We start from the raw sequence: 25540 nt of genomic DNA on the forward strand, positions 1-25540 counted from the left end.
GCCAAGCGGAGATTTCCGTCGCGGAAATCCGTCTTAGAACCGACGCCAGATCGCGATGACCGGGCCATGGGCCGCCGGCGTCTCTCGCCCTGCGACCGTTTGTCTCCATCCCGCCTGCAGGCTCCAGGACTCCAGGTCGCGCACTACCGACGCCTCCAGCGACAGCCAGCGGGCGCCGCCGTCCGCCGCCCCGCCGAAGGCCTGGCCCAGCGCCATCCAGCCGCCGCCGAACCGCGCGCCCGCCGTGGCGTCGATCCGGGTCTCGTCGGGCAGACCGTCGCGCAGACGCCGCGCGGCCTGAACCTCCACGAAGGACCGCTGCATCCCCCATCGCGGCCCCAGCGACCGGCCCGCCGACAACCGCGCCTCCCAGTCGTGTTCGCCCACGCCCGGCGGCGCATAGTCCGCGTTCCGTCCCTCCCCGGCCCGGCTGTAGCCGCCGTAGAGGCTGAGAGCGTTTCGGTCGTCGCGAAACACCTGCCAGGTCGCGCCGATCTCGATGGGACCGCGCCCCTCGTAGTCGACGAAGGCGTCCTCGCCCGCCTGCCAGTCGGCCTTGAGCTGCAGGGTCAGCCGATCCGTCACCCCGTATTCGGCGAACAGGCCCAGTCGCGCATCGCGTCGGACGGCCGGCAAGGTCGTCTCGTCCCCGGACGGATCGAAACCGCTGTCGGCCTTCAGACGCTCGTATTTGACGATGGCCTGGCCCTGCCCCTTGGGCTGGACCCAGGCGCCGGCCTGGGCCGTCTGGGCGACGCCGAGGGACAGAACGCCCCCCGCCGTCGCCAGGATCAGGCGTCGTAGCCCGGCGACTTGCGCTCCAGCTGCCGCAGCGCGCCCGGCCAGGCCAGGGCCGAGACGAAGCCGATGCCCCGCCCCTGCTCCTTGGTCTCCTCCTGCGCCGCATCCGGGGCCAGCAGAACGTGCTCGCGGCCGCCCGACAACGCCGCCACCTGCTGCGCGCAGGCCCGTTCCAGGAAGAAGATGCCGATCCATGCCTGCGCCGCCGTCTCCCCGACCGCCAGCGTGCCGTGGTTGCGCAGCAGCATCAACGGTTTATCCCCCAGGTCGGCGACCAGACGTTCGCGTTCGTCATGGTGGAGGGCCAACCCCTCATATCCATGATACGCAACCTGGTGCTGCAGTAAACAGGCGTTCTGGCTGATGGGCAGCAACCCTTCCGCCTGGGCCGCGACGCCGACGCCGTTTACGGTGTGCAGGTGGATGACGAACTTGGCGTCTTCGCGCGCGGCATGGACCGCCGAATGGATGGTGAAGCCCGCCGGATTGATGAAGTTGGTCGTGTCCTGAACGATATTGCCGTCCAGATCGACCTTCACCAGCGACGAGGCCGTGATCTCGTCGAAATAGAAGCCGTAGGGATTGATCAGGAAATGATGCTCCGGCCCCGGTACGCGCGCCGAGATATGGGTGAAGATCATGTCGTCCCAGCCGTGCAGCGCGACCAGCCTATAGAGGGCCGCCAGTTCGACGCGCGCCTGCCACTCGGCCTCCGACACGCGGGACCTGATCGAGGGATTTGCACCGTCCGCCATGGTTTCCTCCTGCCTCTGGATGGGCGTTTGGACCGACCGTCTGCCTCGCGGCGCGCGGCGTCAAGGGCGCGCGGATAGGCTGACGCAGCGTCATCTTGACCGCCCGAACGTGGTTAACCCGGCCTTTACGACACCGGCCTAAGGGTATGCGGGTCCATCGACGGTTCGGGGAGCCGCTGTGTCTGTCGTTCAACTTGAGCCGGCCCGCGATGGCTGGGACGACCGCACCGTGGCGCAGATGCTGACCCTGGCCAGCAGTCGCTCGGCCGAGGATCGCCAACGTCTTCTGCTCAAGGTGACTGGCCTGTGCGAGGCTGCGGCGCCGCCGCCCAGCGTCGCGCCGCTTCTCGCCGACATCTTCCTGACCCTGACCGCCCAGGCGGAGCGCGACATCCGTCTGGCCCTGGCCGAACGGATCGCGGGCGCGGATTGGGCGCCGCCCGCCCTGGTCAATATGCTGGCGCTGGACGAGATCGAGATCGCCCGCCCCGTCATAACCTCCAGCCCCCTGCTGAAGGACGCCGACCTGATCCGCCTGTTGATCGAGGCGACGTTGGAGCATCAGATCGCCGTGGCCCGCCGTCCGCGGCTGTCGGGCGATGTGTGCGACGCCATCGTCGATCGCGGCGAGGCCGTGACCATGACCGCCCTGGCCTCCAACCGCACCGCCCAGATCAGCGAGGCGACGATGCGCCGACTGGTCGATCAGTCGCGCCGCGTCGCGGGCCTGCGCGCGCCCCTGACCCGTCACCCCCGCCTGAACCAGGATCTGGCCCAGGAACTCTATCAGTGGGTCGGCCAGGCCCTGCGCCAATCCATCGGCGAACGCTTCCGCATCGACGACGCCCGGTTGAACGCCGCCGTGCAGCAGTCCGCCGCGATCGCAGCGGGCGCGCCGGAGTGGCGCGCCGCCCCCGCCGGCCGCCTGACGGAAAATCGCGAGCGCGCCGAGATGGAGCGCCGCCTGGTGAACAAGCTGCAGGCCGCCGGCCAGCTGCGACCCGGCCTCCTGGTCCGCGCCCTGCGCGAGCAGCGTTTCGAACTGTTCGAACAGGCCCTGGCCGCACTGGGCGGCTTCGGCGACGCTCAGGTTCGCCAGGCGGTGCGCGCACCCACCGCCGAGCCGCTTTACCTGGCCTGTGTCGCGGTCGGAGTGGACAAGGCCGTCTTTTCCTCCCTGCTGATAGAGGTGCGAAAGCTGACCGGGGGCCTGCCCGGCGACGGCGGCTGGACGGCCACGCCGATGAACGCCCATTCCGCCGCGCGCGCCTTCCGTCAGATGATGCAGAATCCCGCGATCGTTTGACTTCGCCGCCAAGCTCGGCTCACGTCGCGCCGTGACCCAGACCCGCCCCTCTCAGACCCCGACCACCCCCGCCCTGGCCTTCGTTGCCAGCGACCGACCCGAGGCGCAGGACGCCAGGGCGGCCCTGACCGCGCGCTATGGCGCCGTGGCGGAAGAGCAGGCCGACGTCATCGTGGCCCTGGGCGGCGACGGTCAGATGCTGGAGACGCTGCATGGCAATATGCGCCGCCGCACCCCGGTCTACGGCATGAACCGCGGCTCGGTCGGCTTCCTGATGAACGACTACGAGGAAGACGGCCTGCTGGAGCGGATCACGACCGCCGAACGCACCGTCATCCACCCGCTGCAGATGGACGCCTGGACCGAGGCGGGCGAGGTCCACACCGGCCTGGCCATCAACGAGGTCTCGCTGCTGCGCCAGACCCGCCAGAGCGCCAAGCTCAGGATCACGGTCGACGAACGGGTGCGGCTGGAGGAGCTGTCCTGCGACGGCTGTCTGGTGGCCACGCCCGCCGGATCGACCGCCTACAATCTGTCGGCCCACGGCCCCATCATTCCGCTGGACGCCCGCATCCTGGCCCTGACGCCGATCAGCGCCTTCCGCCCCCGCCGCTGGCGAGGGGCCCTGCTGTCGCACGGTGCCAAGGTGCGGTTCGATGTGCTGGAGGCCGACAAACGCCCCGTCTCGGCCACCGCCGACAATTTCGAGGTTCGTCGCGTGGCGCGTGTCGAGGTGCGCGAACGGCGCGACGTGGCCCTGACCATGCTGTTCGACGCTGGCCGGTCGTTCGACGAGCGCGTGATCGCCGAACAGTTCGCCAACTGACTGGTGACGGCTTCTTAAGCCAAGCCGTTTAGCGTCCGCGAAAGACCTATGGAGCCCGCCATGAGCAACCCGGCGCAAATCACCCCTCCGACCAACGCCCTGCGTATGAAGGTCGGCGGCGGATTCGGCATCAACGCCGACGCCATCGCCAAGGCCGAAGAGGCGTTGAAGGCCATGTCGGCCCAGTTCGGCCAGTGGCTGAACGACGAGATCGTCAAGCTGGACCAGGCCCAAGCCGACATTCGCAACCAGGGCTACACCCCCGCCACCGCCGAGGCCCTGTATTTCCGCGCCCACGACCTGAAGGGACTGGGCACGACCTATGACTATCCTTTGGTGACGCGGATCGCCGGTTCGCTGTGCAAGATGCTGGACGACGCCGAACGTCGGATGTCGGCGCCCCTTCCGATTTTGGACGCCCATATCGACGCCATTCGCGCCGTGGTCCGCGATCAGATCAAGACCGACGAACACCCCACCGGCCGCGACTTGGCCGAAACCCTGGAGCAGCGGGTCGCCCAGCATCTGGCGGGCTGACCGAAGCTGAAGAGCGCAAGGAAAAGGGCCCGTCATTCGGCGGGCCTTTTGTCGTCGGCTATCAGGCGGCGTTGGCGGCGGCGTGACAGGCGGCGGGCGACTGATCCAGTCGCTCCATCAGATAGGCCAGGTCGTCGCGCAGCACGTTCGGACGCTGGGTCAGGAAACGCTCCAGCATCTGTTCGCGGAACAGGGTGCTGGAGGTGTCGATTCCCTCGGCCGCAAGCGCGCGCCATGTGTCCACGCCGGCGCGGAAGGCGGGGAACAGGCGCGGCGGCAGGCCCGCCCGATCATAGACGGCCTTCAGCCCCAGCGGCCCGGCGTCATGCACCATCAACCAGGCGCGATGATGGGGCGTACTGGCCAGCTCTGCCAGACCATATTCGAACATGGCCATCTGCCCCCGCGCCAGTCCGCGCAGCAGCAGGGAGGCGTTCAGCACCCGGCGCGCATTCAACTGGGCCATGAAGGCGGCCAGATCCGCGCTGGCGCCCGCCTGATCGACCAGATCGACGGTCGTGCGCTCGCGCGCATACTGCGCCAAGCGTATGGCGGTTTCGGGCGCCACGGCATGGCGGCTGATCAGATGTTCGCGCACCGTGTCGCTGGCCAGTTCGATCAGCCGTTCGGTGACCTGCAGCGGCAGAACCTGGCGATAGGCGACGGCGGTGAGCACCTCCGGCGCCTCGGCGAACCGCTCGACCACGACGGCCAGCGAGCCTTCGGACAGATCGGCGTTGTCGTTGGCCGCCAGAACCCGCACCGCCTGCTCGCAACCCTCTCCGGCCAGAACATCGGCGACGTCGCGCGACACTTGCGCTCGCCCCGCCACCGCCACCTGCCGCACGACCGATCCCGCGCGCACGATCTCGATCAGGTCTTCGTCGCTGAAGGCGGGCGAGGCGGCGATGATCGGCAGGGCGATGCTGTCCAGGTCGCCGGCCAGCTTGCGCGCCACATCGTTGGGGATCAGGTCCGACGCCTTCAGCGTCACCGCCATGGCGCGCCGCACCAGTTCGGCCGCGTCGTTGGCCAGCATCCGCAGGATCTTCTGCGCCGCCTCCCGATCCTCCGCGCCCAGTTCCGCGCGTTCCATGTTGCGACACAGCTTGTGCGCCGCCTCCGCGCGCTCGTCGTCGTCCGCCGCCTTGATCAGGCGACGAATGTCCACTTCGGTCAGGCGTGCGCGATAGGCGGTCATGGACGGCTCGTCAGGGAATCGGGCGTTGATCCCAAAATGAGACTGCCATGCTTAACGGGCGGTTTACCACCGGTTGAAGTTCACCGACTCAGGTCGATTCCTTGCCCATCGGCGAAAATGCGCCGCCGAAACCGCTGCTGGACGACCCGTCCTGGCCCAGCAGCAGGGCCAGAAGCCCCTGATCCTGTTTCAACCGATCCAGCCGCGCCGCCAGCATCTGGTCCTTTTCGCTAAGATTGGGGGCGGAAAGGCGCGTCTCTCCCGCTCCCGCCGCCGGAGCGCCCTCGCCCGCCGTGCGCTGAAGATTGGCGTGAACCTCGGCCACCGTCGCCGCGCGACCGTCGCGATAGAAGATGCTGCGGTTGGCGCGCGCCGCCTGGGGGAACAGGGCCGCCGCGTTGCCGCCCGGATTGCGGTCCATCGCCTGCATCAGGTCCGCCGCCCCCGCCGGTCCCAGGAAGTGGGCGGCGTAGAGATCGCCCGCCCCCGGCTCCTTGCCCGTGCGGCCGCGCAGATAGGCGGCGTTCGACGCCGTCAGCTCCGCCGCCATGGCGGACGCCGCATGCGGATCGAACCGCAGGTCCAGCACCACATTGCGCGCCGAACCCTCGACCCGCCAGCGACCGTCCGATCCCCGATGGATCAGGTCGGCGTATTGCCCATAACCATGCTGGGCGCCGTGCTGCTTGACCGTGCCCAGCCAGGTTTGTTCGATGAACTGGAACAGCCCGGCCGCCGAAGATGTCGGGGCCTTGGCCGAGGGGTTCATCGCGCTTTCACGACGCGCGGTCTTGACCATGAAGTCATAGTCCACGCCCACGGCCGAGGAGGCGCGCCTGATCGCCGCCTCCACGCCGCCCGCCGATGGAATCGCTCCGATGCCCATGCGCGCGATGGTCAGCGAACGTGGTTAACCAATCCCTAATCCTTAACGGCGGCGTTAACGGATCGACGTTGGTCGAACACGCGCGGCTTGCCGCAAAGCCGCCACAACCTGCGCGCTCAACTTCACCTTACGGGCGCTGCGGGGGCGGTGAACGAGGGAGTTAGGCCATGATGATGCAAACCGCCGGCGGCCCCGGCTTGATCAGCCCCATCGACTTCGGGGAACGCAAGAAACCCATCCCGCGCTGGATGCTGGCCGCCATCGGCGTCTCGGTGATCCTGCACGTCGCGGCGGGCGTGGTGCTTTACAATCAACGGTTCGAGTTGAGCGGCCTGGCCGAACCGACAGAGCCTGACAAACCTATCGACATCTTCTTCCAACGGCCGCCGGAGCCCAAGCCGCTGCCGCCGACCGTCACGGCGGCCCCGCCGACGCCGATCCACAAGCCGACGCTGACCGTGCCGGTGGATGTGCCGACGGTGGCGCTGACCCCGCCTGACAACCCGACGACCACGGCGCCGGCTGGACAGGTCATCGTCAGCACGGCGCCCACCGGCGTCGAAGGCGGCACGGCGACGGTCGAGACCCCGCCTCGCCCGCCCTCGGTGATCAACAATCCGACCTGGGCCAGCCGTCCGTCGGCGGCCCAGATGGCGCGCGCCTATCCGTCTCGCGCGGCCGACAACGGCACGCCGGGTTCCGCCAGCCTGTCGTGCATGGTGCGGGTCGACGGCGGCCTGACCGGCTGTCGCGTCGTGGGCGAAACGCCCAGCGGTCAGGGCTTCGGTCGCGCGGCGCAGAGCCTGACGCGCGACTTCCGCATGAACCCGCGCACCGTCGACGGCCGCCCCGTCGACGGGGCCACGGTCAACTTCACCGTCCGCTTCGCGATGGAGGGCTAGAACCGACCGGGGTCGAGGGCGCGGGCGTGCGGCGACGCCGCCCGCCCCTCGATCGCATCGGCCACCACCTGGCCGACCACCGGTCCCAGCAGCCAGCCATTGCGGCGCGGCGCCAGGGCCATGAACAGCCCCGGCCCGCCCACCGCCGCGCCCGCCAGCGGCAGACCATCCGCCGTCGCCCCGCGCACGCCCGCGCGCCATTCGATCTCCAGCGGCTCGGGCGTCCGACCCAGCACCCACCACGCGGCCTGAACCAGACGCTCGCCCGCCGCAGCGTCCGGCGCCGTGTCGCGACGTCCCGGCTCCATCGTCGCGCCCACGACCACGCCCGTCCCCATCGGCGCGACATAGGCGCCAGGCCCGCGCACCACATGGGCCGCCAAAGCCTGCGTCGTCGACCCGATCTGACCGCGAATGGGCTGGATCGCCTCCACCCGTTGGCGCACCGCCCGGGGCAGGCCAGAGACCGCGCGTTCGGCGCCCGTCGCCAGCACCACGGCGTCGGTCAGCAGTTCGGCACGATCCGTCTGCACACGCCAACTGTCGCCCACGCGCGCGACCGCCTCCACGCGGCCGGTCACGACCGCATCGCCCAAAACCGCCTTCATCGCCGCCAGCGCCAGGCCGGGATCGACCTGATAGTCCTCGTCCGTGACGACCCGGTCGCCATTCATCCGCGCCTCGAATCCCAGCGCCCGCATCCGCGCGGCGATCCCCCCCGCATCCCCGCCGCGCCATTCCGCCGGTCGCCTCGCCAAAGTGATTCCGGCCGCCTGGGCGAAATCCGGCCAAAGGTCCCGCGACGCGCGGAACAGGGCGGCACGCTCCGCCGACGCATCGTCGATGGCCGCCTCCATCGCCGGGGCGATCATGCCCGCCGCGACCGCAGACGCATTCGCTTCGCCGGGATCGATCACGACGACGGATCGCCCGCGCCGATTCAGTTCGAACGCGGTGCACAGGCCCAGCACGCCGGCGCCGACGATCACGATGCAGGAGGAAGACGTCACGGCCCGTCTGATCGACCCGCGACGCCCTCAATGCAAGTGTCGGCGACCTATTCCGCCGCCATAGAGGCGCCTGCGGCCCGGTCGAGCCGCGTGACCAGCGCCGCGTGCTGGTCCCACAGGGCGGTCGGCAGCCGCTCTCCGAACCGGCGATAGAAGTCGGGGATCAGCGCCGCCTCCTCGGCCCAGACGGCGGCGTCCACGTCCAGCAAGATCGACAACTGGGCCGCCGTCAGGTCCAGGCCCGAAAGGTCCAGCGCCTCGGGCGACGGCACCCTCCCGACAGGCGTGTCCACGGCCGCCGCCGCGCCGTCGATCCGTTCAGAAATCCATTTCAGCACGCGCGCATTGTCGCCGAATCCCGGCCAGACGAACCGGCCGTCCTGATCCTTCCTGAACCAGTTGACGAAGAAGATGCGCGGCAGTTTCGTGGCGTCGCGCCCCTGCCCCATCTTCAGCCAGTGGGCGAAATAATTCCCCATATTGTAGCCGCAGAAAGGCAGCATGGCGAACGGGTCGCGGCGCAGTTCGCCGACCTTGTTCTCGGCCGCCGCCGTGCCTTCCGACGCCACGGTAGAACCCATAAAGACGCCGTGCTCCCAGTCGAACGCCTCCGTCACCAGCGGCACCGCGCTAGCTCGACGCCCTCCGAACAGTATGGCGTCGATGGGCACGCCCCTGGGGTCTTCCCATTCCGGCGCGATGGCCGGGCACTGGCCGGCGGGCGAGGCGAAGCGGGCGTTCGGATGGGCCGCCGGCTCGCCCGACGCCGGATCGTGCGGCTGCCCCTTCCAGTTGGTCAGGCCGTCGGGCGCGGTCTTGGTCATCCCCTCCCACCACACATCGCCGTCTTCGGTCAGGGCGGTGTTGGTGAAGATGGTGTTGGTCGACAGGGTCTCCAGCGCATTGTGATTGGTGTCGCGGCTGGTGCCGGGCGCGACGCCAAAGAAGCCTGCCTCCGGGTTCACGGCGTACAGCCGCCCGTCATCGCCGAACCGCATCCAGGCGATGTCGTCGCCGATGGTCTCCGCCTTCCAGTCCGCCAAGGTCGGTTGCAGCATGGCCAGATTGGTCTTGCCGCAGGCCGAGGGGAAGGCGGCCGCGACATATTTGGCGCGTCCCTTTGGATCGGTCAGCTTCAAAATCAGCATATGTTCGGCCAGCCAGCCCTCGTCGCGGGCCATGACCGAGGCGATCCTCAGCGCATAGCATTTCTTGCCCAACAGGGCGTTGCCGCCATAGCCGGACCCATAGGACCAGATCTCCCGCGTCTCGGGGAAGTGCACGATCCATTTGTCGTCGTTGCAGGGCCAAGGCACATCGGCCTGCCCCTCAGCCAGCGGCGCGCCCAGCGTGTGGACGGCGGGCACGAACACGCCCTTGTCGCCCAGTTGATCCAGCGCCGGCTTGCCCATGCGTGTCATCACCCCCATCGACAGGGCCACATAGCCGCTGTCGGTGATCTCGACGCCCAGGGCGCTGATCTCGGACCCCAGCGGCCCCATGCAGAAGGGCACGACATACATCGTCCGGCCCGCCATGCAGCCGTCGAACAGCCCCGCCAGACGCTGGCGCATCTCGATCGGATCGGCCCAGTTGTTGGTCGGCCCGGCGTCGGCTTCATCTTCGGAACAGATGAAGGTGCGGCTCTCCACCCGCGCGACGTCGCGCGGATCGGAGGCGGCGTAGTAGCAGCCCGGCCGCTTGTCCTGGTCCAGCGCCTTCAGCGTGCCCTTGGCCAACAGATCGGCGACGATGGCCTGTTTCTCCGCCTCGGACCCGTCGCACCAGTGAACCCGATCGGGCTTTGTCAGGGCGGCGATCTGCTCGACCCAGGCGATCAGCCCGGCATGATGGGTAGGCGCCGGACGCAATCCGGGCGTGGTGGAAATGGACATTGGACGTCTCCTGAGCAAAGGAGGGCTGGCGATCTGACGCCGCCATGACCCGAAAACACTGCGATCACGCACTGTTACAGGCGCAATGCGCTCCAGCGGTGTCGGCGTCAAATCGCGCACGAAATGGACGCATCGCCCGGCTTTCGCGGCAAGAAATCGCAGATGCTCGAAGCGCCCTTCGGGAGTATCAGGACATATGAACAGCCTGGATTCCATCGCCGCTCTGCCCGACGGCGCGCTGACCTCGCCGGCCGCGCGGCGCAACGCCCAAGCCATCCTGCGGGTCCTGCGCGCCCATCTGCCGGCCGCCGGATCGGTGCTGGAGGTCGCATCAGGATCGGGCGAACACGCCGTCGCCTTTTCATCCGCCCTGCCGGGCCTGCGCTGGACGCCCAGCGACCCGAGCGCGGAGGCCCGCGCCAGCATCGCCGCCTGGAGCCGCACGGCGGCCCCGCCAAATCTGCCGGCTCCGCTGGCCCTGGACGCACAAGACCCGGCGACCTGGCCGACAGGCCATTTCGACGCCCTCTATTGCGCGAACATGACGCACATCAGCCCCTGGTCGGCGACCGAGGGGCTGATGGATCTGGCCGGCCGAACCCTGCGGCGTCCGGGCGGGCTGCTCGTTCTCTACGGCCCCTATCGCGAGGCGGGGGTCGCGCTGGCGCCGTCGAACGCCACCTTCGACGACAGCCTGAAATCGCGCAATCCCGACTGGGGCCTGCGCGACCGCGACACTGTCCAGACCCTGGCCCGCGCGCATGGTCTGGTCGCCACGCTCAGGGTCCAGATGCCGGCCGAGAACCTGATGCTTCTGTTCAGGACCGCCTGATCAGGACAGGGCGGCGACCGCCCTGGACAGGTCCGTGCGTTCGTTCAGCACCGTCGGCTGTCCGCCGCTGAAGATCGCCGCATCGGCCTCGACCTTCACGCCGAACCGTTCCGCCGTCAGGGCGACGCCGTCAGCGAAAGCGACGACGGTCAGGTCGTTGGCCCGCGCCAGATCGATCAGCGAACGCACGGCGGCCAGAGACGCCTCGTCGGTCGATCCGCCCGGAACGACCAGCCCTTTCAGGCGGCCTTCGGCGATGTCCTTGCCCGTGGCGGTCGCCAGCACGGTCACGCCGCCCGACACCAGACTGGCCTCGCCGGTCGATATCGGCGCCAGCCCCACGCCCTCGGCCCGCAACGCACCCTCCACATCGCCCAGCGCCCCGAACTCCATATTGCGCCGCATCACCAGACCCATGCGCAGACGGGTGGGAACGGGGCGGTTGTAACCGGTGCGGCGAGGTCCAGCGGAAGATTTGTTTTGAGCGTACAAGACGTATCCTTTGTCGGTTTCAATAATGTCTCAGATTCACCGCTTCGAGCGCGCAAATCCTTCACCCACGAGGCCAGAAAAAAGAAAACCGACGGGTTCGACCGGCGTCGTCCCGCACTCTGGCTTATTTGGGGTGTGCGGACGGATATAGTGTCGAAACAATCCGCATCAACCCGCGCCCGCAAATGGGCCGCTTTCGTTTTCTGAAAAATGAGGGCCGGCTTGCCCGCCCTGCTGACCGGCTCTAGACAGCGGCATCGACTGGACGACGGAATCGCATGGCCTTCACCCGCACCTATGACGGCGACGAGCCCGTTCGCGTGAACAAATGGCTGGGCCAGACCGGCGTCTGTTCCCGGCGCGAGGCCGACAGTCTGATCGCCAACGGCCTGGTCTCCATCGACGGCGAAACCATCGGCGACGCGGGCCGCAAGATTCAGCCCGGCGAGACCCTGACCCTGAACGATACCGCCCAGGCGGCCCTGGCGTCCGGCATGACCCTGGTGCTGCACAAGCCGGTCGGCTACGTTTCGGGCCAGCCCGATCCCGGCAAGATCCCCGCCGTGCGCCTGCTGAAGACGCCCAACCGCATCGGCGAGGGCGAGACGCCCGCTCGCGACGCCTCCCTGCCCCCGATCGGCCGGCTGGACGAGGATTCGCGCGGACTTCTGCTGCTGTCGTCCGACGGCGTGGTGGCCAAGGCGGTGATCGGCCCGTCATCCGAACTGGACAAGGAATATCTGGTCGTCGTCGAAGGTCAGATCACCGAGAGCAAGCTGGGCCTGCTGCGTCACGGCCTGTCGCTGAACGACAAGCCGCTGAAACCCGCCCGCGTCACCCAGACCGGGCCGCAGGGCCTGCGGTTCATCCTGACCGAGGGCAAGTATCGCCAGATCCGCCGGATGTGCGAACTGGTCGGGCTGGAGGTCGTGGACCTGCACCGCATCCGCATCGGTCCGCTGCTGCTGGGCGACCTGCCCGAGGGGCGCTGGCGCCACCTGACCGATCAGGAACGCACGGCCCTGATCGCCGCGTCCACCGCCTCGGCCTGACGGCCTAATCGAGCGCCCTGAACCACCGATCCAGCAACTCCGCCTCGTCGCGGCGCGCCTGAGTGCGTTCGGCCGCCTCGGCGTCCACGCCCCACTGGTCTTCCTGAAACGCCTCGTCGATCCGCGACAGGTCGAAGGCTTCGCCGCCCGACAGCGCCCCCCGCTCGACCGCCAGCGCCAGCACCGCCGACCCCAGCAGCGGCACGGCCGTCGCCAGGCCCGTCAGGCGGAAATCGTCCAGCGTCAGGGCGTGGGCCTTCACCCGCCCGATGGCCTCGGCCGACTGGGGCCGGTGGACGATGCCGCTGGTCGGCTCCAGCACGACCCCCATCTCTCGCGCGGCCCAGGCGCGCCACGGCCCCCATTCGCGGGTCTGTCGTTCAACCAGCGCCATGGGATGCTCGGCCAGGTAACAGACCACGTCCGATCCGGCATAGGCCGCGATCTCGTCCGCCACCGCCTCGCGCGCGCCGCCGATCCGGTCGATGGCGGTCGAGGCCAGGCGGGTCGCCGGCATGGTCGATGGATCAAGAAACTGCCCTTGCGCCCCCCATTCGTCCGCCGCCATGCGCGCCGCCGCCTCGGTGGGCAGAACCAGCGGCGCCTTGTCCGGCGTCTTGGGCGTGCGGCCGTCCAGCAGCACGGCCCAGCCGCCTTCAGGGTGCGCGCCCACGCCCGCCTCGGTCCAGAAGCGGGCGATGCGGTCGGGCGAAAGCTCCACGAAGCGCGGGCGATGCGAGGCGGGCTGGTCGGTCATGGGGACTCCGTCGAAAATCAGGCCGGCACGACGTCGAACGCCAGCGTCAGGCGCGACGCCTCGCCGCCGAACGGCTGGGTGCCGTGCCACATATAGGAGGGAAACAGCACCAACGTCCCCGCCTGCGGTCGCACATGGTGCTGGGCCGGCAGGTGCGGCAGTCCGGGCGGCGCGCCGAACCGCAGCCAGCCCTCGCGCCCCTCGCCCTCGACCGAGGGCGGAACCTCGATATGACAGGCCGAGGACAGCCAGCCGTCCGAATGGATATGGTCGGCGTGAAACCCGTTGGGGCGCAGCCGCACCGACCAACTGCCCTTGATGCGATAGTGGCCGGTGTTGCGCGCCCTCAACGGATCGTCGCTTTGGCCCAGCGCCGCCATATAGGCCCGGATCGGCGCGTCGATGGCGGCGAAAAAGGCGCGGATCGCCGGATCGTCGCTCTGCGTCAGCGACATCGCCGTCTGCGATCCGCCGCGCAACGACTGACCAACCGGATGGGCCTTCAATCTGTGCAGCCGATGCAGCGCGGCCGCCAGATCGGTCAGATAGTCCCCCAACGTCGCCCACCCGTCCGGCGTCTCCAGCCGATAGGGCCGCACGAAGGCGTCATAGTCATAAAGCTGGGCATAGCGGGCATCGCCCAGCATTCGCCACGCCGTTGCTTGGTGCGCCAGGACGTGCTGGTTCAGCGGCTCTCTGGCCCTGAGCGCCGTGATCGGCTCCAGCGCCGCCTCGGGTCGGCCGAGCGCCAGCAGACATTCCGCCTGGGTCGTCATCACCGCCGGCACGGCCGCCCCTGCCAACGCCGCCGCCCGGTTCGCATGATCCAGCGCCCGCTGCGGGTCCAGAAACATAAGTATCTGCGCCGCCGCCAACTCGCCCGGCCCGTCCAGCGGCCCGGCGATCAGGGTGCGATAGGCTCCCTCCGCGTCGCCCGCATACTCCAGCAATCGTGCCTTGATCCGGCGCAGCCCCGCATCGCCCGGAGACGCCGCGATGGCGACGTCCAGCGGCGCGCTGGCGGCCGCAAGGTCGGCGTCGCGCATCCAGATCAACTGGCTCAAGTCTCTCAAGACCTCGCCATAGCCGGGCCGGCGCGCCAAGGCCCGGCGATAGGCGTCCTCGGCCACCTCGAACCGGTTCTGGGACTGCAACGCCCGCGCCAGCACCAGCCAGGTCTCCGGCGCATCGCCGCCCAGGGCCATGGCCTCGCGACAGACCGCCTCCGCCTCGGCCGCGCGTCCCAGATCGCCCAGCGTCGAGGCCAGATTGTGCCGCGCCGGCACGCTGTGTGGGCGCACCGCGATCAACCTCCGCGACAGCGCCAGACTGTCCTCCAGCCGCCCGGCCTGCTTTGCCATGTCGGCGTGGACTGCCAAGGCCTGCCACGGCGCATCTGCCCGCTGCGTCACGGTCGCCAGCACCGCCAACGCCGCATCCGGCCGCCCAGCGAGGGCCAGGGCCTGGGCGCGTTCGACCTCGGCCTGGGCGCCGACGGTCACCTGATCCTCTTCACGCCCAGGAAGGGATCGTCCTCGGCCTCGTCCTCGGAAAAGCCGAAGTGGGCGAAGCCGGCCTTCATCTCGGGGCTCAACGGCGCCGTGACCTTCAGCACGCCGCCGCGCGGGTGGTCCAACTCGATGCTGCGCGCGTGCAGTTGCAGCTTCAGCGGCCCCGACAGTTCGCGCGATTTCTCGTCGCCGTATTTCGGATCGCCCAGGATCGGATGACCGATCCCCGCCATGTGCGCGCGCAGTTGGTGGGTTCGCCCGGTGAAGGGACGAAGCGCCATCCAGGCGGCGCGGTGCGAGGCGCGGCTGACGGTCGAAAACGCCGTCTCGGCCGGTTCGGCGCGCGGGTCCTTGCGCTCGGCGGGACGCATCATCTCGAAGTCGTTGATGCCGGTCTTCTTCAACGGCATGTCGATCTGGCCCGAATAGGGTTTCGGATTACCGATGACGATGGCCCAATAGGTCTTCTTGGCCTGACGCCGCGCGAAGGCGCCGGCCAGACGCTTGGCCGCCTCCGGTCCCTTGCCCAGCAGCAGGACGCCCGAGGTGTCGCGGTCCAGACGGTGGACCAGACGCGGGCGCTCCAGCCCTTCGCCCCAGGCTGACAGCAGACGGTCAACGTGGCGGCTGGTCTTGGTGCCGCCCTGCACGGCCAGACCATGCGGCTTGTTGATGGCGATGACCATGTCGTCTTCATACAGGACCAGCGACTTGGCGAAGGCGATGTCCTTTTCCGACAGCGTATGCACGTCGCCCGCCTGACGCGAAGTGTCGTCGGGGATCGGCGGCACACGCACGGCGGCCCCGGCGGTCAGTCGGCCTTCGGGCTTGATGCGGGCGCCGTCCACCCGGATCTGACCGCTGCGCGCCATCTTCTGCACCTGAATGTTCGACAGATGCGGCCAGCGCCGACGGAACCAGCGGTCCAGGCGGATGCCGTCCTCGTCCTCGGCGACATAGATCGTCAGGACTTCACGCTTCGGGGCGTCGGCTGCGGGCGGCTGGTCGGTCAAGCGGATACTCCAAAGGCGCGGCGGGCGATCATCAGGCCGACGAACAGGGCCGCGATGGCCAGGACGACCGAGCCGACCACATAGGCCGCGGCCAGGCCGATCTGGCGGCGCTCGATCATCTGCACCGCCTCCAGCGAATAGGACGAGAAGGTGGTGAACCCGCCCAGCACGCCCACGGCGGCGAACAGGCGCACCGCCTCCTGCTGCGCCCCGCCCCGGAACGCCAGCCAGCCGACGAGCAGGCCCATCAACAGGCCGCCGGCGACATTGGCGGCGAATGTGCCGACCGGCCATCCTGCGTTCGGCGCCCATCGGCCGGCCGCGACACCCAGCCCATAGCGCGCCATCGAACCGATGGCGCCGCCGGCCGCGACGAGAAGAAAACGTGTCATCGTGCGGCCTTCTATACGCGGACCGCAGCGAAAGCGATGGTCAGCGCGGGATGGAGCCCTGCACCGACCTCGCATCATAGGCATAGGGGCTGTTGGGCTTGGCGCCGCGCCCCATGACTACCTCCAGCGTGGTCGAGGTTGGCTGCGGCCCGCTGAAGTTCAGACCGACCCCCACGCCCACGCCCGATGCGGAATAGCCGCCGTAACGGCTGCTTCCGCCGCCGATGGAGACGCTGGGGCTGACGCCGCCCGCGCCGCCTGGACGGCCGTCCGTCCAGCTTTGCGTCACCTCGAACCAGTCATAGCCCTGCTCGGTGGTCAGGTCCGCCGCGCGCACCAACGCCCAATCGGCGACGCGACCGGCCGCGCCCACGCCGTTGTAGGTGACCCGGTATCGGTTGGTTTCGATGCGTTGTTCCGAATACCCCTGCCCGCCCGGCCCGCGTTGGGCGCCATAGGGCGCCAGGCTGGCGCAGGCGGTCAGAGCCAGGGCGGACAGGCCGGTCAGGGCGATGGCGAGGCGCTTCATCAGATGAATCCTTTCAACGAGATAGCGTCGCAACGGGGTTCGTGTTCCCTCAACTACGCAGCGCAAGCGCAATCAGAGCCAGGGCCGCCGGAACCGCCTGCACCAGCAGGATCTTCCGACTGACCGTCGCCGCCCCGTAAAGCCCCGCGACCAGCACGCAGGCCAAGAAGAAGACCTTGATCTGAAAGCCGCCCACGCCCAACCACAGCCCCCAGGCCAGACCGGCGACCAGAAATCCGTTGTAGAGCCCCTGATTGGCGGCCAGCACCTTGGTCAGTTCAGCCTTCTCCACGCTCATGCCAAAGGCCCTGCGCCCGCTGGGCGTGGTCCACAGCACCATCTCCAGCACCACGATATAGGCGTGGATCAGCACGACGATGACGATCAGCGCGGTCGCGATCATGGGCGGCTCTCCCAGGTTCGATGGGTCTTATAGACCCAGGGCGGTCCGCAGCGTCTGGAAATCTTCGGGCGGCAGGGCCTCGACGGTCGTCGTCCCGCCCTCGGGATGCGGAAAGCTCAGCCTGGCGGCGTGCAGCATCAGGCGCGGCGCGGCGCCGACCGGCGTGGTCAGGGCCCCGCCATAACGCACGTCCCCGATCAGCGGCCGCCCCAGATGCGCCATATGCACCCGCAGCTGATGCATCCGTCCGGTCAGCGGCTCCAGCTCCACCACCGCCCCGTGATCGCCGGCGGCCAGGGTGCGGTATCGACTCTGCGACCCTTGCGCGCCCGGCGCGTCGAAGGCGACGACCCGCATATAGGATTCACGGCCGATCTCTTCGCGGCGCAGCGGCGCATCCACTGTGCCGGATCGCGGCTCGGGCGCCGCCGACAGCAGGGCCAGATATTGCTTCCTGAACCGCCGCATCTGCAGCGCCTTGCCCAGGAATCCCGCCGCCGGCTTGGTCTTGGCCGCCAGGATCACACCCGAGGTGTCGCGATCCAGCCGATGCACCAGTTCCGGCCGCTTGCCGTTCGACCGCGCGAACGCCCACAACAGATCGTCCAGCGTATGGGCCTTTATCCGCCCACCCTGGCTGGACAAGCCGCTGGGCTTGGAAAAGGCGATGACGTGCGCGTCCTCATGGATCACCCACGAACGGACGGCGGCGATTTCGTCTTCGGACAGGGCGACGGGCTGGCGGTCGGTCATCCGGGGCTTCTAGAGGTCAGCCGCCCGTCGCGTCCACAGCGCCGTCCACCGCCATCCGCGCCCGCATCGCAGCCCAGCGTTCCAGCCGCAGCTTGACCTTCTCCTCATGCCCCTCGCCCTTGGGCTTGTAGAAGGTGCGGCGCTCCATCTCGTCGGGGAAGAAGTTGGCGCCTGAGAAACCCTCGGGCGTGTCTGGGTCGTATTCGTAGCCCTTGCCGTATCCCAGCGACTTCATCAGCTTGGTCGGGGCGTTGCGGATATGGGCGGGCGGCATCAGAGAGCCGGTCTCATAGGCCGCCTTCCTGGCCGCCTTGAAGGCTTCGTAAACACCGACAGACTTGGGCGCCGTGGCCAGATGCACCACCGCCTGGGCAAGGGCCAGTTCGCCCTCTGGACTGCCCAGGAAGTCGTAGGTGTCCTTGGCCGCATTGGCGACCAAGATCGACAGCGGGTCCGCCTCGCCGATGTCCTCGACCGCCATCCGCACGATCCGCCGCGCCAGATACAGCGGGTCCTCGCCCCCGTTCAGCATCCGCGCCAGCCAGTAAAGCGCCGCGTCCGGGTCCGACCCCCGCACCGATTTATGCAGGGCGGATATGAGGTTATAGTGTTCTTCTCTACTCTTGTCGTAAGCGGGCGCCCGGCGTTGCAGCACCCCGGCCAGACCCTGCACGTCCAGCCTTTCGCCGTCGGGCAGGTCGAACAGCACCTCCGACATGGTCAGCAAATACCGCCCGTCACCGTCCGCCAGCGCCAGCATCGCCTGACGCGCCTCAGGCGTCAGCGGCAGAGCCTTCTCCATATGCGCCTCGGCCCGGCTCAGCAGCTGATCCAGCGCCGCATCGTCCAGCCGTTTCAGCACATAGACCTGGCTGCGCGACAGCAAGGCCCCGTTCAGCTCGAAACTGGGGTTCTCGGTCGTGGCGCCGACCAGGGTCACAACCCCGGCCTCGACGAAGGGCAGGAAGCCGTCCTGCTGGGCGCGGTTGAAGCGGTGGATCTCATCGACGAACAGCAGGGTCGACTGCCCCGCCGCCCGGCGCATCCGCGCCGCCTCGAACGCCTTCTTCAGATCCGCGACGCCGGAAAACACCGCGCTGATCGCCTGGTATTCATAGCCCGCCGCCTGGGCCAGCAGCCGCGCGATGGTGGTCTTGCCGGTGCCCGGCGGCCCCCACAGAATCATCGAGCCCAGACGTCCAGCCTCAATCATACGCCGGATCGGGCCGCCGGGGCCGAGCAGATGGTCCTGTCCCACCACCTCGTCCAGCGTGCGCGGGCGAAGGCGGTCGGCCAGCGGGGCGTCGGGGGGCAGAATGCCGGAGGCTTCAAACAGATCGCTCATGTGTGCGACCTATGTAGGCGTTCGCCAAAGGCTTTTCACGCGCTAGTATCGCGCCCTGCCACGGAGACCGCCTTGATGACCGACGCCAATCCCGCCCAGGGCCCGACCTCGGGCGTGACGCCCCACCTGACCATACCGTCGCGCGGGGCCTCGGCGGCGGTCGATTTCTACATCATCGCCTTCGGGGCCGAGGTGCTGGACCGCAGGCTGGCCGACGACGGCGAGCGCCTGATCCACGCCCATCTGAAGATAAACGGCGCCAGCGTCATGCTGGCCGACGAGTTCCCGGAATATACCGGCCAGTCCAACGTCCGCCCGGTCGGAGTCAGCCTGCACCTGCGTGTCGCCGATCCCGACGCCTGGTGGACCCGCGCCATGGTGGTGGGCGGCGCCGAGCCGGTTGTGGACATGGCCGACCAGTTCTGGGGCGACCGCTACGGCCAGCTCCGCGACCCCTTCGGTCATACGTGGTCGATTGGCGGACCGAAGAAGGGCTGAGAGGCCCTTCCCTTATCTCAACACGCCGCGAATCTGACGACCGCCGCGGTTGATGACGACCTCCCAGGGGCCTCGGCCCGCCCCGGCGGCTTCGATGTCGCGGGCCGAGGTGATGGCGCGACCGTTGATGCTGACGATCAGGTCGTTCTGGCGGAAGCCTGCCCGCGCAGCATAGCCGCGTCCCGACACGCCGGTGACGATCACCCCCGTCGCGAACGGATCGCCGCCCAGCCGGTCGGCCAGCGCCGGGTTCAGGGCCACGACCTCCGCGCCCGCGAACGGACCGGACGCGATGGTCACGCCGCCGCTGGGATCGGCGTCGCCCGGCAGGGGCTGGACCCGCGCCGTCAGGGTCTGGGCGCGGCCGTCGCGCAGAATGGCGACCTGCACCTGATCGTTGGGATTGCGAGAACCGACGCGATAATTCAGCCCGCCCTGGTCATTGATCTCCTGGCCGTCGACGGCGGTGATCACATCGCCCTGGCGGACGCCCGCGCGCGCCGCCGGACCATTGGCGTAAACCTCGGTGACGACCAACCCCTGCGGCCGGCTCAGGCCCAGGCTGCCGGCGATGTCGCCGGTCACGGTGTCGCCCTTCACGCCCAGCCAGGGGCGCACTACCTGTTTGGCGCCGCCCAGGGCCGAGTCGACCACCCGCTTGACCATGGCGGCGGGCACCGCGAACCCGACCCCGGCCGAGGAGCCGGATCGCGAGAAGATGGCGGTGTTGATGCCGATCAGGTCGCCGTCCATGTCCACCAGCGCCCCGCCCGAATTGCCGGGATTGATGGCCGCGTCGGTCTGGATGAAGGAGCCTGAATCCGAAATGCCCGTCTCGGTCCGGTTCAGGGCCGAGATGATGCCGTTGGTCACCGTCTGGCCCACGCCGAACGGGTTGCCGATGGCCAGGACCAGATCGCCCACCTGCTGCTGCTCTTGATCGTCGATGGCCAGGACCGGCAGCCGGTCGCTGACGTTCTCCAGCCTCAGCACGGCGATGTCGCTGCGCTCGTCGGCCAGGATGACGGTGGCGGGAAACTCGCGCCGGTCGTTCAGCACGACCTTGATCTGCTGGGCGCCCTGGATGACGTGGTTGTTGGTCACCACGATCCCGTCCGAGCGCACGATCACGCCAGACCCCACGGATTCCGCCACCCGGGCCTGGGGAACTCCGCCGCCGAACAGCTGCCAGAACGGATCGGCCTGCACCCGCTGCACGCTGCGCGCCGAGATATTGACCACCGCCGGCGCCGCCGAGCGGACCACGGGCGCGAAGCTGGACTTCATGCCCCCGGCGTCGCTGGGCACGTTTCGCGTCGGCTGGGCGAATTCGCCCTCCTGCGCCTTGGACGGTTGAGGGTTGCCACAGGCCGACAGGGCCAGTGTGGCGGCGAGCACGATCGATCGGGTCTTCATGGTCATCCGAGAAGGGTCAGGCGGTCAGCCACGCCATTCCGCACCCGGTTTCGGGCTGGATCAAGGCGCGCCGTCTTCTGAACGGCCAAGCTGTCGCCGCGTTCCCGGCCGGTCGAACGCCGCATGGCGCGAATCCCCCGCGCGCCCTATCTTCGCCTGCTCATGCCCATCCGTCGCCTCTCCCCCGAAACCGTCAATCGCATCGCCGCTGGTGAGGTGGTCGAACGGCCGGCCAGCGCCATCAAGGAGTTGGTCGAGAACGCCCTGGATGCAGGGGGCCGCAACATCGAGATTCAGGCCGACGGCGGCGGTCTGTCGCGCATCCTTATCGCCGACGACGGCAAGGGCATTCCGAAGGACGAACTGCCCCTGGCCATCGAACGCCACGCCACGTCCAAGCTGGAGCCGGACGACGCGGGTGACGTGGATCTGCTGCGCATCCACACCCTGGGGTTCCGGGGCGAGGCCCTGCCCTCCATCGGCTCGGTCGCGCGCCTGTCGATCACCACCCGATCCCGTGATGAAACCGACGCCTGGGCCATCACGGTCGAGGGCGGCGAGACCCGCCCCCTGGTCCCCGCCCCCTTCCCCGGCCCGCACGGCGCGCGGGTCGAGGTGCGCGACCTGTTCTACGCCACCCCCGCCCGGCTCAAGTTCATGAAGTCCGAGCGGTCCGAGGCCATGGCCATCTCGGAAGAGATCAAGCGCCAGGCCATGGCGCACGAGGCCGTCGCCTTCACCCTGTCGCTGGACGGCAAAATAACGCTGCGACTCCCCGCCGAACACCCCGGCGACGAAGGCCGGCTGAAACGCCTGTCCGCCCTGCTGGGCCGCGACTTCGAGGCCAACGCCCTCTTGATCAATCAGGAGCGGGACGGCGTGCGCCTGTCGGGCTATGCGGGCCTGCCCACCTATTCGCGCGGCAATGCGGCGCATCAGTATCTGTTCGTCAACGGCCGCCCGGTGAAGGACCGACTGCTGCAAGGCGCCCTGCGCGGCGCCTACGCCGACTTCCTGGCGCGCGACCGCCATCCGGCCGCCGTCCTCTTCCTCGACATCGACCCGCTCTATGTCGACGTCAACGTCCACCCCGCCAAGGCCGAGGTCCGGTTCCGCGATCCGGCCCTGGTGCGCGGCCTGATCGTCGGCGCCCTGCGTCACGCGCTGCACGCAGCGGGCCACCGCGCCTCCACCACCGTCGCCGCCGACGCCCTGTCGGGGTTCCAGCCCCACACCGGCGTCGCATCCGGCCCCGCCTACAGCCCCAGCGCCCCCTCGGCGCAAGGCTTCAGCGGCTGGACCGGCTGGTCCCAGCCCGCCGCCGCCGCGCAAGTTCTCCCCGGCCTCAACGAGCGTTCCGCCCGCGTCGAGCCGTCGTGGGACGGCCCGGCCTGGCCCTCGCAACCCGCTCAGAACACAGACCTCGCCACTCAGCCTCAAGACCCCCTCGACTACCCCCTGGGCGCCGCGCGGGGCCAGCTTCACGCCAACTATATCGTCGCCCAGACCCGCGACGGTCTGGTCATCGTCGATCAGCATGCGGCGCACGAGCGGCTGGTCTATGAGCGGATGAAGGCCCAGATGGCCGAGGGGTCCGTGACCCGCCAGGCCCTGCTGACGCCCGAAGTGGTCGATTTGGACCCCGCCGAGGCCGAGCGCGTCGCCTCGCGCGCCGAGGAACTGGCCGAGATGGGTCTGATCGTCGAGGCCTTCGGCGCCGGCGCCGTCCTGGTGCGCGAAACCCCGGCCATGCTGGGCGATACGGATGTTCAGGGCCTGATCCGCGACATCGCCGACGACCTGTCCGAACACGGCCAGGCCCTGTCGCTCAAGGAACGCCTCGCCGCCATCTGCGGCACCATGGCCTGCCACGGCAGCGTCCGCTCAGGCCGCGTCCTCTCGGCCCCCGAGATGAACGCCCTGCTCCGCCAGATGGAAGCCACCCCCCACTCCGGCCAATGCAACCACGGCCGCCCGACCTATGTCGAGCTGAAGCTGCACGATCTGGAAAAGCTGTTCGGACGGCGGTGAGTGATGAAACACAGCCGTAAGCCTGCTAGATAACGATAATGTCCGCCCTCGTTCTCATCGCTGCGCTGGCGTCCGCCTCGCCCGATCCTGTCGCGTACGGCCAAGCCGCTCAGGCGTCCTGTGCGCAACCCGCCGCCCTGCTTCCAAACGCCAGAGAGCGACGCGCGATTCTAGGCGCGCTTCGTCCTGTGGTGGAGCGGGAGTTGGGCGGGCCGATTGAGTTCGTGGTCACCCAGATCCGCGTGATCGGCCCCCACGCTTTCGCCATCGTGACACCCCAACGTCCCGGCGGCGGCGCGATCCGTCCCACCAACGACGAGATGGACGGCGTGCGCACCGAAGCCATCCTCGCCAAACGGAACGGTCGCTGGCATGTCGTCAAGCATGGCATCGGCGCCACCGACGTCTGGTATGCTGGCGAGATCGACAACTATCCCGTCAACCTGATCCCGGCATGTTGAAGCCCTCCGTCCTCTTCGTCTGCCTCGGCAACATCTGTCGCTCGCCTCTGGCGGAGGCGGCGCTGCGGGCTGAGGCTCAGCGGCTGCGTCTCGATCTGACCGTCGATTCCGCCGGGACCGGGGACTGGCATGCGGGCGAAGCGCCGGACCCGAGGGCGCAGGCGACGGCGCGGCGGCATGGGGTCGAGATTTCGGGATTGAAGGCGCGTCAGGTGACGCAGGCTGACTTTCGCCGTTTCACCCACGTCATCGCCCTGGACCACGAGAATCTGAAAAACCTGCGCCGCATCGCGCCCGCAGACGCCACCGCCGAACTCGGCCTGCTGCTAGACCATGTCCCCGGCCGCGAGGGCCAGGCCGTCGCCGACCCCTATTTCGGCGACGACGACGGTTTCGAGATCACCTGGGCCGAGGTGACGGCGGCGGCGCAGAATCTGGCGATCAAACTGCGCGCATGACTGGACGCACTTGTAAAGAGCGCTGAGTCGGCTCCTTGCCGTAAAACAACGCCAATCGACGCACGGCGCCGCAGCGCCCGTTTGTTATGGCCGCTTGTTTTGACGACTTAGGAAAACCGTCAGAAATTGCACCTTGTTGCACATTGCGCTGTTTCCGATGGTGCAGTGCAACTGGCGGCTGACGCTCAGGCCGCCGCTTCCGCGCGCAGGAACAGCACCCGCGCCGCGCCATAATCGCGCGCGTCCAGCCGTTGATAGCCGGGGATGTCGATCTCCGGTTCGTCGGACCCCCGCTCGAACACCACGATGGCGCCGGGCTTGAGCCAGTTCCCTTCCAGCAGCCGCGCCAGCGTCTGCTCCCCCAGCCCCTTGCCATAGGGCGGATCGAGGAAGGCGATGTCGAAGGCTTCCGCCACCGGGCCGGGCCGCACGCCCAGATCGGTGGCGCTGCGCCGATGCACCCGCGTGCGCCCCATCAGCCCATAGGCGTCGGCGTTCTCGCGGATCGCGCCGCGCGCGCCGTCGTTCGTCTCAACGAACAGGCAGAAGCCCGCGCCCCGGCTGATCGCCTCGAACCCCAGGGCGCCGGACCCGGCGTACAGGTCGATGACCCGCGCGCCCTGAAGCGGCTCGGCCCAGGCGGCGTGCTCCAGAACGTTGAACACGGCCTGACGCGCGCGGTCAGAGGTGGGGCGCGTGCCCTGCCCCTCCGGCGCGACGATGGCCCGGCCCTTCAGGCTGCCTGCGACGATCCGCATCAGGCTTCGGGCGGAGCGAACTGGGCGTACAGTTCATCCGTGGTCAGGCGCGGCCGATCCCCCGCCAGGGCGTAGGTGTCGGGCTTGCTCTCGATGCAGACCTCGTCCTCCAGCTCGAAGGCGGACGGGTCGTCGAACGCCTGGGCCGACACCATGGTCACGGCCCCGTCGTTGGAGCGCCAGAACAGGCCGGTCCCGCACGCCGGACAGAACTGGCGCGTCGCCCAATCGGACGAGGCGTAGGTCGCGACTGTCCCCTGAACATCGACGCTGTCGCCGCAGTCGACGCTGAACAGGATGCCGCCCGACAGGCGCCGACACGTGCCGCAATGGCAGGCGTGCATCCCGCCCCTGGGGGTGGCGCTGAACGTCACGGCGCCGCACAGGCACCGGCCGGTGGAAGAAGACGTCATGCCTCAACTCTCCTCGGCGGCGCGTTTCAGCGAGGCGCGCGCGGCTTGCCGCCAGGGGCGCGCCCGCTGGTCCCGGATGGACCCGCCGGCTTGCCGCCGGAACGCGGCTTGAAGTCGCGCCCCCCCGAACTCGCGCCAGGACCGGCGCGTCCGCCAGGCTTGGGGCCGGGTTTGGCCCCTGCGGGCTTCCTGCGGTCGTCGATGAACTGGTCGTCGCGCGGCTTGAAGGCGCGCTTGGGCCGGTCGCCGTCCCCGCGCGCCGGACGCGCCCCGGCGGGGGCTGTGCGCTCGCGCGGCTTGAAGGTCT

General features: G+C 69.0%; 28 protein-coding genes and 1 pseudogene. 10 read left to right on the forward strand and 19 right to left on the reverse strand.

The window, feature by feature from the left end; translation table 11 throughout:
* Nucleotides 1-33: 33 nt before the first annotated feature.
* The gene (locus RTU05_RS04890; protein ID WP_312596228.1) at nt 34-636 is read right to left on the reverse strand and encodes a hypothetical protein; all 603 of its coding nucleotides are present in this window, start codon (nt 634-636) and stop codon (nt 34-36) included.
* Between the two features lie 155 nt (nt 637-791).
* Nucleotides 792-1556 (reverse strand): class II aldolase/adducin family protein, encoded by a 765-nt coding sequence (locus RTU05_RS04895; protein ID WP_312596230.1) that lies wholly within the window; start codon nt 1554-1556, stop codon nt 792-794.
* 178 nt (nt 1557-1734) lie between these two features.
* Here RTU05_RS04895 and RTU05_RS04900 point away from each other — a divergent pair, with 178 nt between their 5' ends.
* From RTU05_RS04900 to RTU05_RS04910, 3 genes are read left to right on the forward strand one after another with little or no spacing between them, the layout of a single operon-like run.
* Nucleotides 1735-2862 carry a DUF2336 domain-containing protein gene (locus tag RTU05_RS04900; protein ID WP_312596232.1) on the forward strand — a complete coding sequence of 376 codons (1128 nt, stop codon included), beginning with the start codon at nt 1735-1737 and terminating at the stop codon, nt 2860-2862.
* A gap of 31 nt (nt 2863-2893) precedes the next feature.
* Complete coding sequence (locus tag RTU05_RS04905) at nt 2894-3688, forward strand: NAD kinase (RefSeq protein WP_312596234.1); 795 nt, start codon at nt 2894-2896, stop codon at nt 3686-3688.
* 60 nt (nt 3689-3748) lie between these two features.
* Complete coding sequence (locus RTU05_RS04910) at nt 3749-4225, forward strand: Hpt domain-containing protein (RefSeq protein WP_312596236.1); 477 nt, start codon at nt 3749-3751, stop codon at nt 4223-4225.
* 61 nt (nt 4226-4286) lie between these two features.
* Here RTU05_RS04910 and RTU05_RS04915 read toward each other — a convergent pair whose 3' ends face one another.
* Nucleotides 4287-5426, reverse strand: a complete 1140-nt coding sequence (locus RTU05_RS04915; protein ID WP_312596238.1) for a DUF2336 domain-containing protein — start codon at nt 5424-5426, stop codon at nt 4287-4289.
* Nucleotides 5427-5514: 88 nt separating this feature from the next.
* Nucleotides 5515-6312: a transglycosylase SLT domain-containing protein gene (locus RTU05_RS04920; protein ID WP_312596240.1), complete on the reverse strand. Its 798-nt coding sequence runs from the start codon at nt 6310-6312 to the stop codon at nt 5515-5517.
* 167 nt (nt 6313-6479) lie between these two features.
* Between RTU05_RS04920 and RTU05_RS04925 the strand changes: the two genes are divergently transcribed.
* Entirely contained in the window at nt 6480-7214 is a 735-nt protein-coding gene (locus RTU05_RS04925) for a TonB family protein (RefSeq protein ID WP_312596242.1), read from the forward strand.
* On the opposite strand, the gene RTU05_RS04930 is transcribed toward RTU05_RS04925, so the two are convergent.
* Both RTU05_RS04930 and RTU05_RS04935 read right to left on the reverse strand, forming a co-directional pair.
* On the reverse strand, nt 7211-8224 hold the full coding sequence (locus RTU05_RS04930) for an FAD-binding oxidoreductase (RefSeq protein WP_312596244.1): 1014 nt from the start codon (nt 8222-8224) through the stop codon (nt 7211-7213). The genes RTU05_RS04925 and RTU05_RS04930 overlap by 4 nt on opposite strands.
* 47 nt (nt 8225-8271) lie before the next feature.
* On the reverse strand, nt 8272-10119 hold the full coding sequence (locus RTU05_RS04935) for a phosphoenolpyruvate carboxykinase (GTP) (protein ID WP_312596246.1): 1848 nt from the start codon (nt 10117-10119) through the stop codon (nt 8272-8274).
* A 196-nt stretch (nt 10120-10315) separates the two neighbouring features.
* Between RTU05_RS04935 and RTU05_RS04940 the strand changes: the two genes are divergently transcribed.
* Nucleotides 10316-10951: a DUF938 domain-containing protein gene (locus RTU05_RS04940; protein ID WP_312596248.1), complete on the forward strand. Its 636-nt coding sequence runs from the start codon at nt 10316-10318 to the stop codon at nt 10949-10951.
* Here the strand turns inward: RTU05_RS04940 and RTU05_RS04945 are convergent, their stop codons facing one another.
* Nucleotides 10952-11443: a hypothetical protein gene (locus RTU05_RS04945; protein WP_312596250.1), complete on the reverse strand. Its 492-nt coding sequence runs from the start codon at nt 11441-11443 to the stop codon at nt 10952-10954. It lies immediately after the preceding gene.
* A 278-nt stretch (nt 11444-11721) separates the two neighbouring features.
* Here RTU05_RS04945 and RTU05_RS04950 point away from each other — a divergent pair, with 278 nt between their 5' ends.
* Nucleotides 11722-12495, forward strand: a complete 774-nt coding sequence (locus RTU05_RS04950) for a pseudouridine synthase (RefSeq protein ID WP_312596252.1) — start codon at nt 11722-11724, stop codon at nt 12493-12495.
* A 4-nt stretch (nt 12496-12499) separates the two neighbouring features.
* On the opposite strand, the gene RTU05_RS04955 is transcribed toward RTU05_RS04950, so the two are convergent.
* From RTU05_RS04955 to RTU05_RS04990, 8 genes are read right to left on the reverse strand one after another with little or no spacing between them, the layout of a single operon-like run.
* Entirely contained in the window at nt 12500-13252 is a 753-nt protein-coding gene (locus RTU05_RS04955) for an ATP12 family protein (protein WP_312596254.1), read from the reverse strand.
* Between the two features lie 17 nt (nt 13253-13269).
* On the reverse strand, nt 13270-14754 hold the full coding sequence (locus tag RTU05_RS04960; protein WP_312596256.1) for a putative 2OG-Fe(II) oxygenase: 1485 nt from the start codon (nt 14752-14754) through the stop codon (nt 13270-13272).
* Nucleotides 14751-15776 carry an RluA family pseudouridine synthase gene (locus RTU05_RS04965; protein WP_312596257.1) on the reverse strand — a complete coding sequence of 342 codons (1026 nt, stop codon included), beginning with the start codon at nt 15774-15776 and terminating at the stop codon, nt 14751-14753. Before RTU05_RS04965 ends, RTU05_RS04960 begins: the two co-directional genes overlap by 4 nt.
* Entirely contained in the window at nt 15773-16168 is a 396-nt protein-coding gene (crcB, locus tag RTU05_RS04970; RefSeq protein WP_312596259.1) for a fluoride efflux transporter CrcB, read from the reverse strand. Before crcB ends, RTU05_RS04965 begins: the two co-directional genes overlap by 4 nt.
* A gap of 40 nt (nt 16169-16208) precedes the next feature.
* Complete coding sequence (locus tag RTU05_RS04975; RefSeq protein WP_312596261.1) at nt 16209-16697, reverse strand: CC0125/CC1285 family lipoprotein; 489 nt, start codon at nt 16695-16697, stop codon at nt 16209-16211.
* A gap of 49 nt (nt 16698-16746) precedes the next feature.
* Complete coding sequence (locus tag RTU05_RS04980) at nt 16747-17100, reverse strand: DUF1304 domain-containing protein (RefSeq protein WP_312596263.1); 354 nt, start codon at nt 17098-17100, stop codon at nt 16747-16749.
* A 27-nt stretch (nt 17101-17127) separates the two neighbouring features.
* Nucleotides 17128-17853, reverse strand: coding sequence for an RluA family pseudouridine synthase (locus tag RTU05_RS04985; protein WP_312596265.1), 726 nt, complete (start codon nt 17851-17853; stop codon nt 17128-17130).
* 16 nt (nt 17854-17869) lie between these two features.
* On the reverse strand, nt 17870-19198 hold the full coding sequence (locus RTU05_RS04990; RefSeq protein WP_312596267.1) for a replication-associated recombination protein A: 1329 nt from the start codon (nt 19196-19198) through the stop codon (nt 17870-17872).
* Nucleotides 19199-19273: 75 nt separating this feature from the next.
* On the opposite strand from RTU05_RS04990, the gene RTU05_RS04995 reads away from it, so the two are divergent.
* The gene (locus tag RTU05_RS04995) at nt 19274-19696 is read left to right on the forward strand and encodes a VOC family protein (RefSeq protein ID WP_312596269.1); all 423 of its coding nucleotides are present in this window, start codon (nt 19274-19276) and stop codon (nt 19694-19696) included.
* A 12-nt stretch (nt 19697-19708) separates the two neighbouring features.
* On the opposite strand, the gene RTU05_RS05000 is transcribed toward RTU05_RS04995, so the two are convergent.
* Nucleotides 19709-21112 (reverse strand): Do family serine endopeptidase, encoded by a 1404-nt coding sequence (locus RTU05_RS05000; RefSeq protein ID WP_312596271.1) that lies wholly within the window; start codon nt 21110-21112, stop codon nt 19709-19711.
* A gap of 162 nt (nt 21113-21274) precedes the next feature.
* On the opposite strand from RTU05_RS05000, the gene mutL reads away from it, so the two are divergent.
* From mutL to RTU05_RS05015, 3 genes are read left to right on the forward strand one after another with little or no spacing between them, the layout of a single operon-like run.
* On the forward strand, nt 21275-23143 hold the full coding sequence (mutL, locus tag RTU05_RS05005; RefSeq protein ID WP_312596283.1) for a DNA mismatch repair endonuclease MutL: 1869 nt from the start codon (nt 21275-21277) through the stop codon (nt 23141-23143).
* Between the two features lie 38 nt (nt 23144-23181).
* Nucleotides 23182-23604 carry a hypothetical protein gene (locus tag RTU05_RS05010; RefSeq protein ID WP_312596273.1) on the forward strand — a complete coding sequence of 141 codons (423 nt, stop codon included), beginning with the start codon at nt 23182-23184 and terminating at the stop codon, nt 23602-23604.
* On the forward strand, nt 23598-24062 hold the full coding sequence (locus tag RTU05_RS05015) for a low molecular weight protein-tyrosine-phosphatase (protein WP_312596275.1): 465 nt from the start codon (nt 23598-23600) through the stop codon (nt 24060-24062). The genes RTU05_RS05010 and RTU05_RS05015 overlap by 7 nt, the downstream gene beginning before the upstream one ends.
* A gap of 185 nt (nt 24063-24247) precedes the next feature.
* On the opposite strand, the gene rsmD is transcribed toward RTU05_RS05015, so the two are convergent.
* The 3 genes and pseudogenes from rsmD to RTU05_RS05030 form a co-directional block, all read right to left on the reverse strand.
* On the reverse strand, nt 24248-24820 hold the full coding sequence (gene rsmD, locus RTU05_RS05020) for a 16S rRNA (guanine(966)-N(2))-methyltransferase RsmD (RefSeq protein WP_312596277.1): 573 nt from the start codon (nt 24818-24820) through the stop codon (nt 24248-24250).
* Nucleotides 24820-25233: a GFA family protein gene (locus RTU05_RS05025; RefSeq protein ID WP_312596279.1), complete on the reverse strand. Its 414-nt coding sequence runs from the start codon at nt 25231-25233 to the stop codon at nt 24820-24822. The genes rsmD and RTU05_RS05025 overlap by 1 nt, the downstream gene beginning before the upstream one ends.
* Before the next feature lie 26 nt (nt 25234-25259).
* Nucleotides 25260-25540: pseudogene (locus RTU05_RS05030) on the reverse strand (pseudouridine synthase); the annotation flags it as partial.

Source organism: Brevundimonas sp. (genome assembly GCF_032017145.1).
Taxonomy (GTDB): Bacteria; Pseudomonadota; Alphaproteobacteria; order Caulobacterales; family Caulobacteraceae; genus Brevundimonas.

Excerpts from the sequence above, each read along its gene's own strand:
- mutL (WP_312596283.1), top strand. The coding sequence starts at position 21,275 with ATGCCCATCCGTCGCCTCTCCCCCGAAACCGTCAATCGCATCGCCGCT.
- RTU05_RS04935 (WP_312596246.1), bottom strand. The coding sequence starts at position 10,119 with ATGTCCATTTCCACCACGCCCGGATTGCGTCCGGCGCCTACCCATCAT.
- RTU05_RS04910 (WP_312596236.1), top strand. The coding sequence starts at position 3,749 with ATGAGCAACCCGGCGCAAATCACCCCTCCGACCAACGCCCTGCGTATG.
- RTU05_RS04955 (WP_312596254.1), bottom strand. The coding sequence starts at position 13,252 with ATGACCGACCAGCCCGCCTCGCATCGCCCGCGCTTCGTGGAGCTTTCG.
- RTU05_RS04980 (WP_312596263.1), bottom strand. The coding sequence starts at position 17,100 with ATGATCGCGACCGCGCTGATCGTCATCGTCGTGCTGATCCACGCCTAT.
- RTU05_RS04975 (WP_312596261.1), bottom strand. The coding sequence starts at position 16,697 with ATGAAGCGCCTCGCCATCGCCCTGACCGGCCTGTCCGCCCTGGCTCTG.
- crcB (WP_312596259.1), bottom strand. The coding sequence starts at position 16,168 with ATGACACGTTTTCTTCTCGTCGCGGCCGGCGGCGCCATCGGTTCGATG.
- RTU05_RS05010 (WP_312596273.1), top strand. The coding sequence starts at position 23,182 with ATGTCCGCCCTCGTTCTCATCGCTGCGCTGGCGTCCGCCTCGCCCGAT.
- RTU05_RS04920 (WP_312596240.1), bottom strand. The coding sequence starts at position 6,312 with ATGGGCATCGGAGCGATTCCATCGGCGGGCGGCGTGGAGGCGGCGATC.
- RTU05_RS04940 (WP_312596248.1), top strand. The coding sequence starts at position 10,316 with ATGAACAGCCTGGATTCCATCGCCGCTCTGCCCGACGGCGCGCTGACC.
- RTU05_RS04950 (WP_312596252.1), top strand. The coding sequence starts at position 11,722 with ATGGCCTTCACCCGCACCTATGACGGCGACGAGCCCGTTCGCGTGAAC.
- RTU05_RS04915 (WP_312596238.1), bottom strand. The coding sequence starts at position 5,426 with ATGACCGCCTATCGCGCACGCCTGACCGAAGTGGACATTCGTCGCCTG.
- RTU05_RS05025 (WP_312596279.1), bottom strand. The coding sequence starts at position 25,233 with ATGACGTCTTCTTCCACCGGCCGGTGCCTGTGCGGCGCCGTGACGTTC.
- RTU05_RS04895 (WP_312596230.1), bottom strand. The coding sequence starts at position 1,556 with ATGGCGGACGGTGCAAATCCCTCGATCAGGTCCCGCGTGTCGGAGGCC.
- RTU05_RS04990 (WP_312596267.1), bottom strand. The coding sequence starts at position 19,198 with ATGAGCGATCTGTTTGAAGCCTCCGGCATTCTGCCCCCCGACGCCCCG.
- RTU05_RS04995 (WP_312596269.1), top strand. The coding sequence starts at position 19,274 with ATGACCGACGCCAATCCCGCCCAGGGCCCGACCTCGGGCGTGACGCCC.
- RTU05_RS05000 (WP_312596271.1), bottom strand. The coding sequence starts at position 21,112 with ATGAAGACCCGATCGATCGTGCTCGCCGCCACACTGGCCCTGTCGGCC.
- RTU05_RS04985 (WP_312596265.1), bottom strand. The coding sequence starts at position 17,853 with ATGACCGACCGCCAGCCCGTCGCCCTGTCCGAAGACGAAATCGCCGCC.
- RTU05_RS05015 (WP_312596275.1), top strand. The coding sequence starts at position 23,598 with ATGTTGAAGCCCTCCGTCCTCTTCGTCTGCCTCGGCAACATCTGTCGC.
- RTU05_RS04925 (WP_312596242.1), top strand. The coding sequence starts at position 6,480 with ATGATGATGCAAACCGCCGGCGGCCCCGGCTTGATCAGCCCCATCGAC.
- rsmD (WP_312596277.1), bottom strand. The coding sequence starts at position 24,820 with ATGCGGATCGTCGCAGGCAGCCTGAAGGGCCGGGCCATCGTCGCGCCG.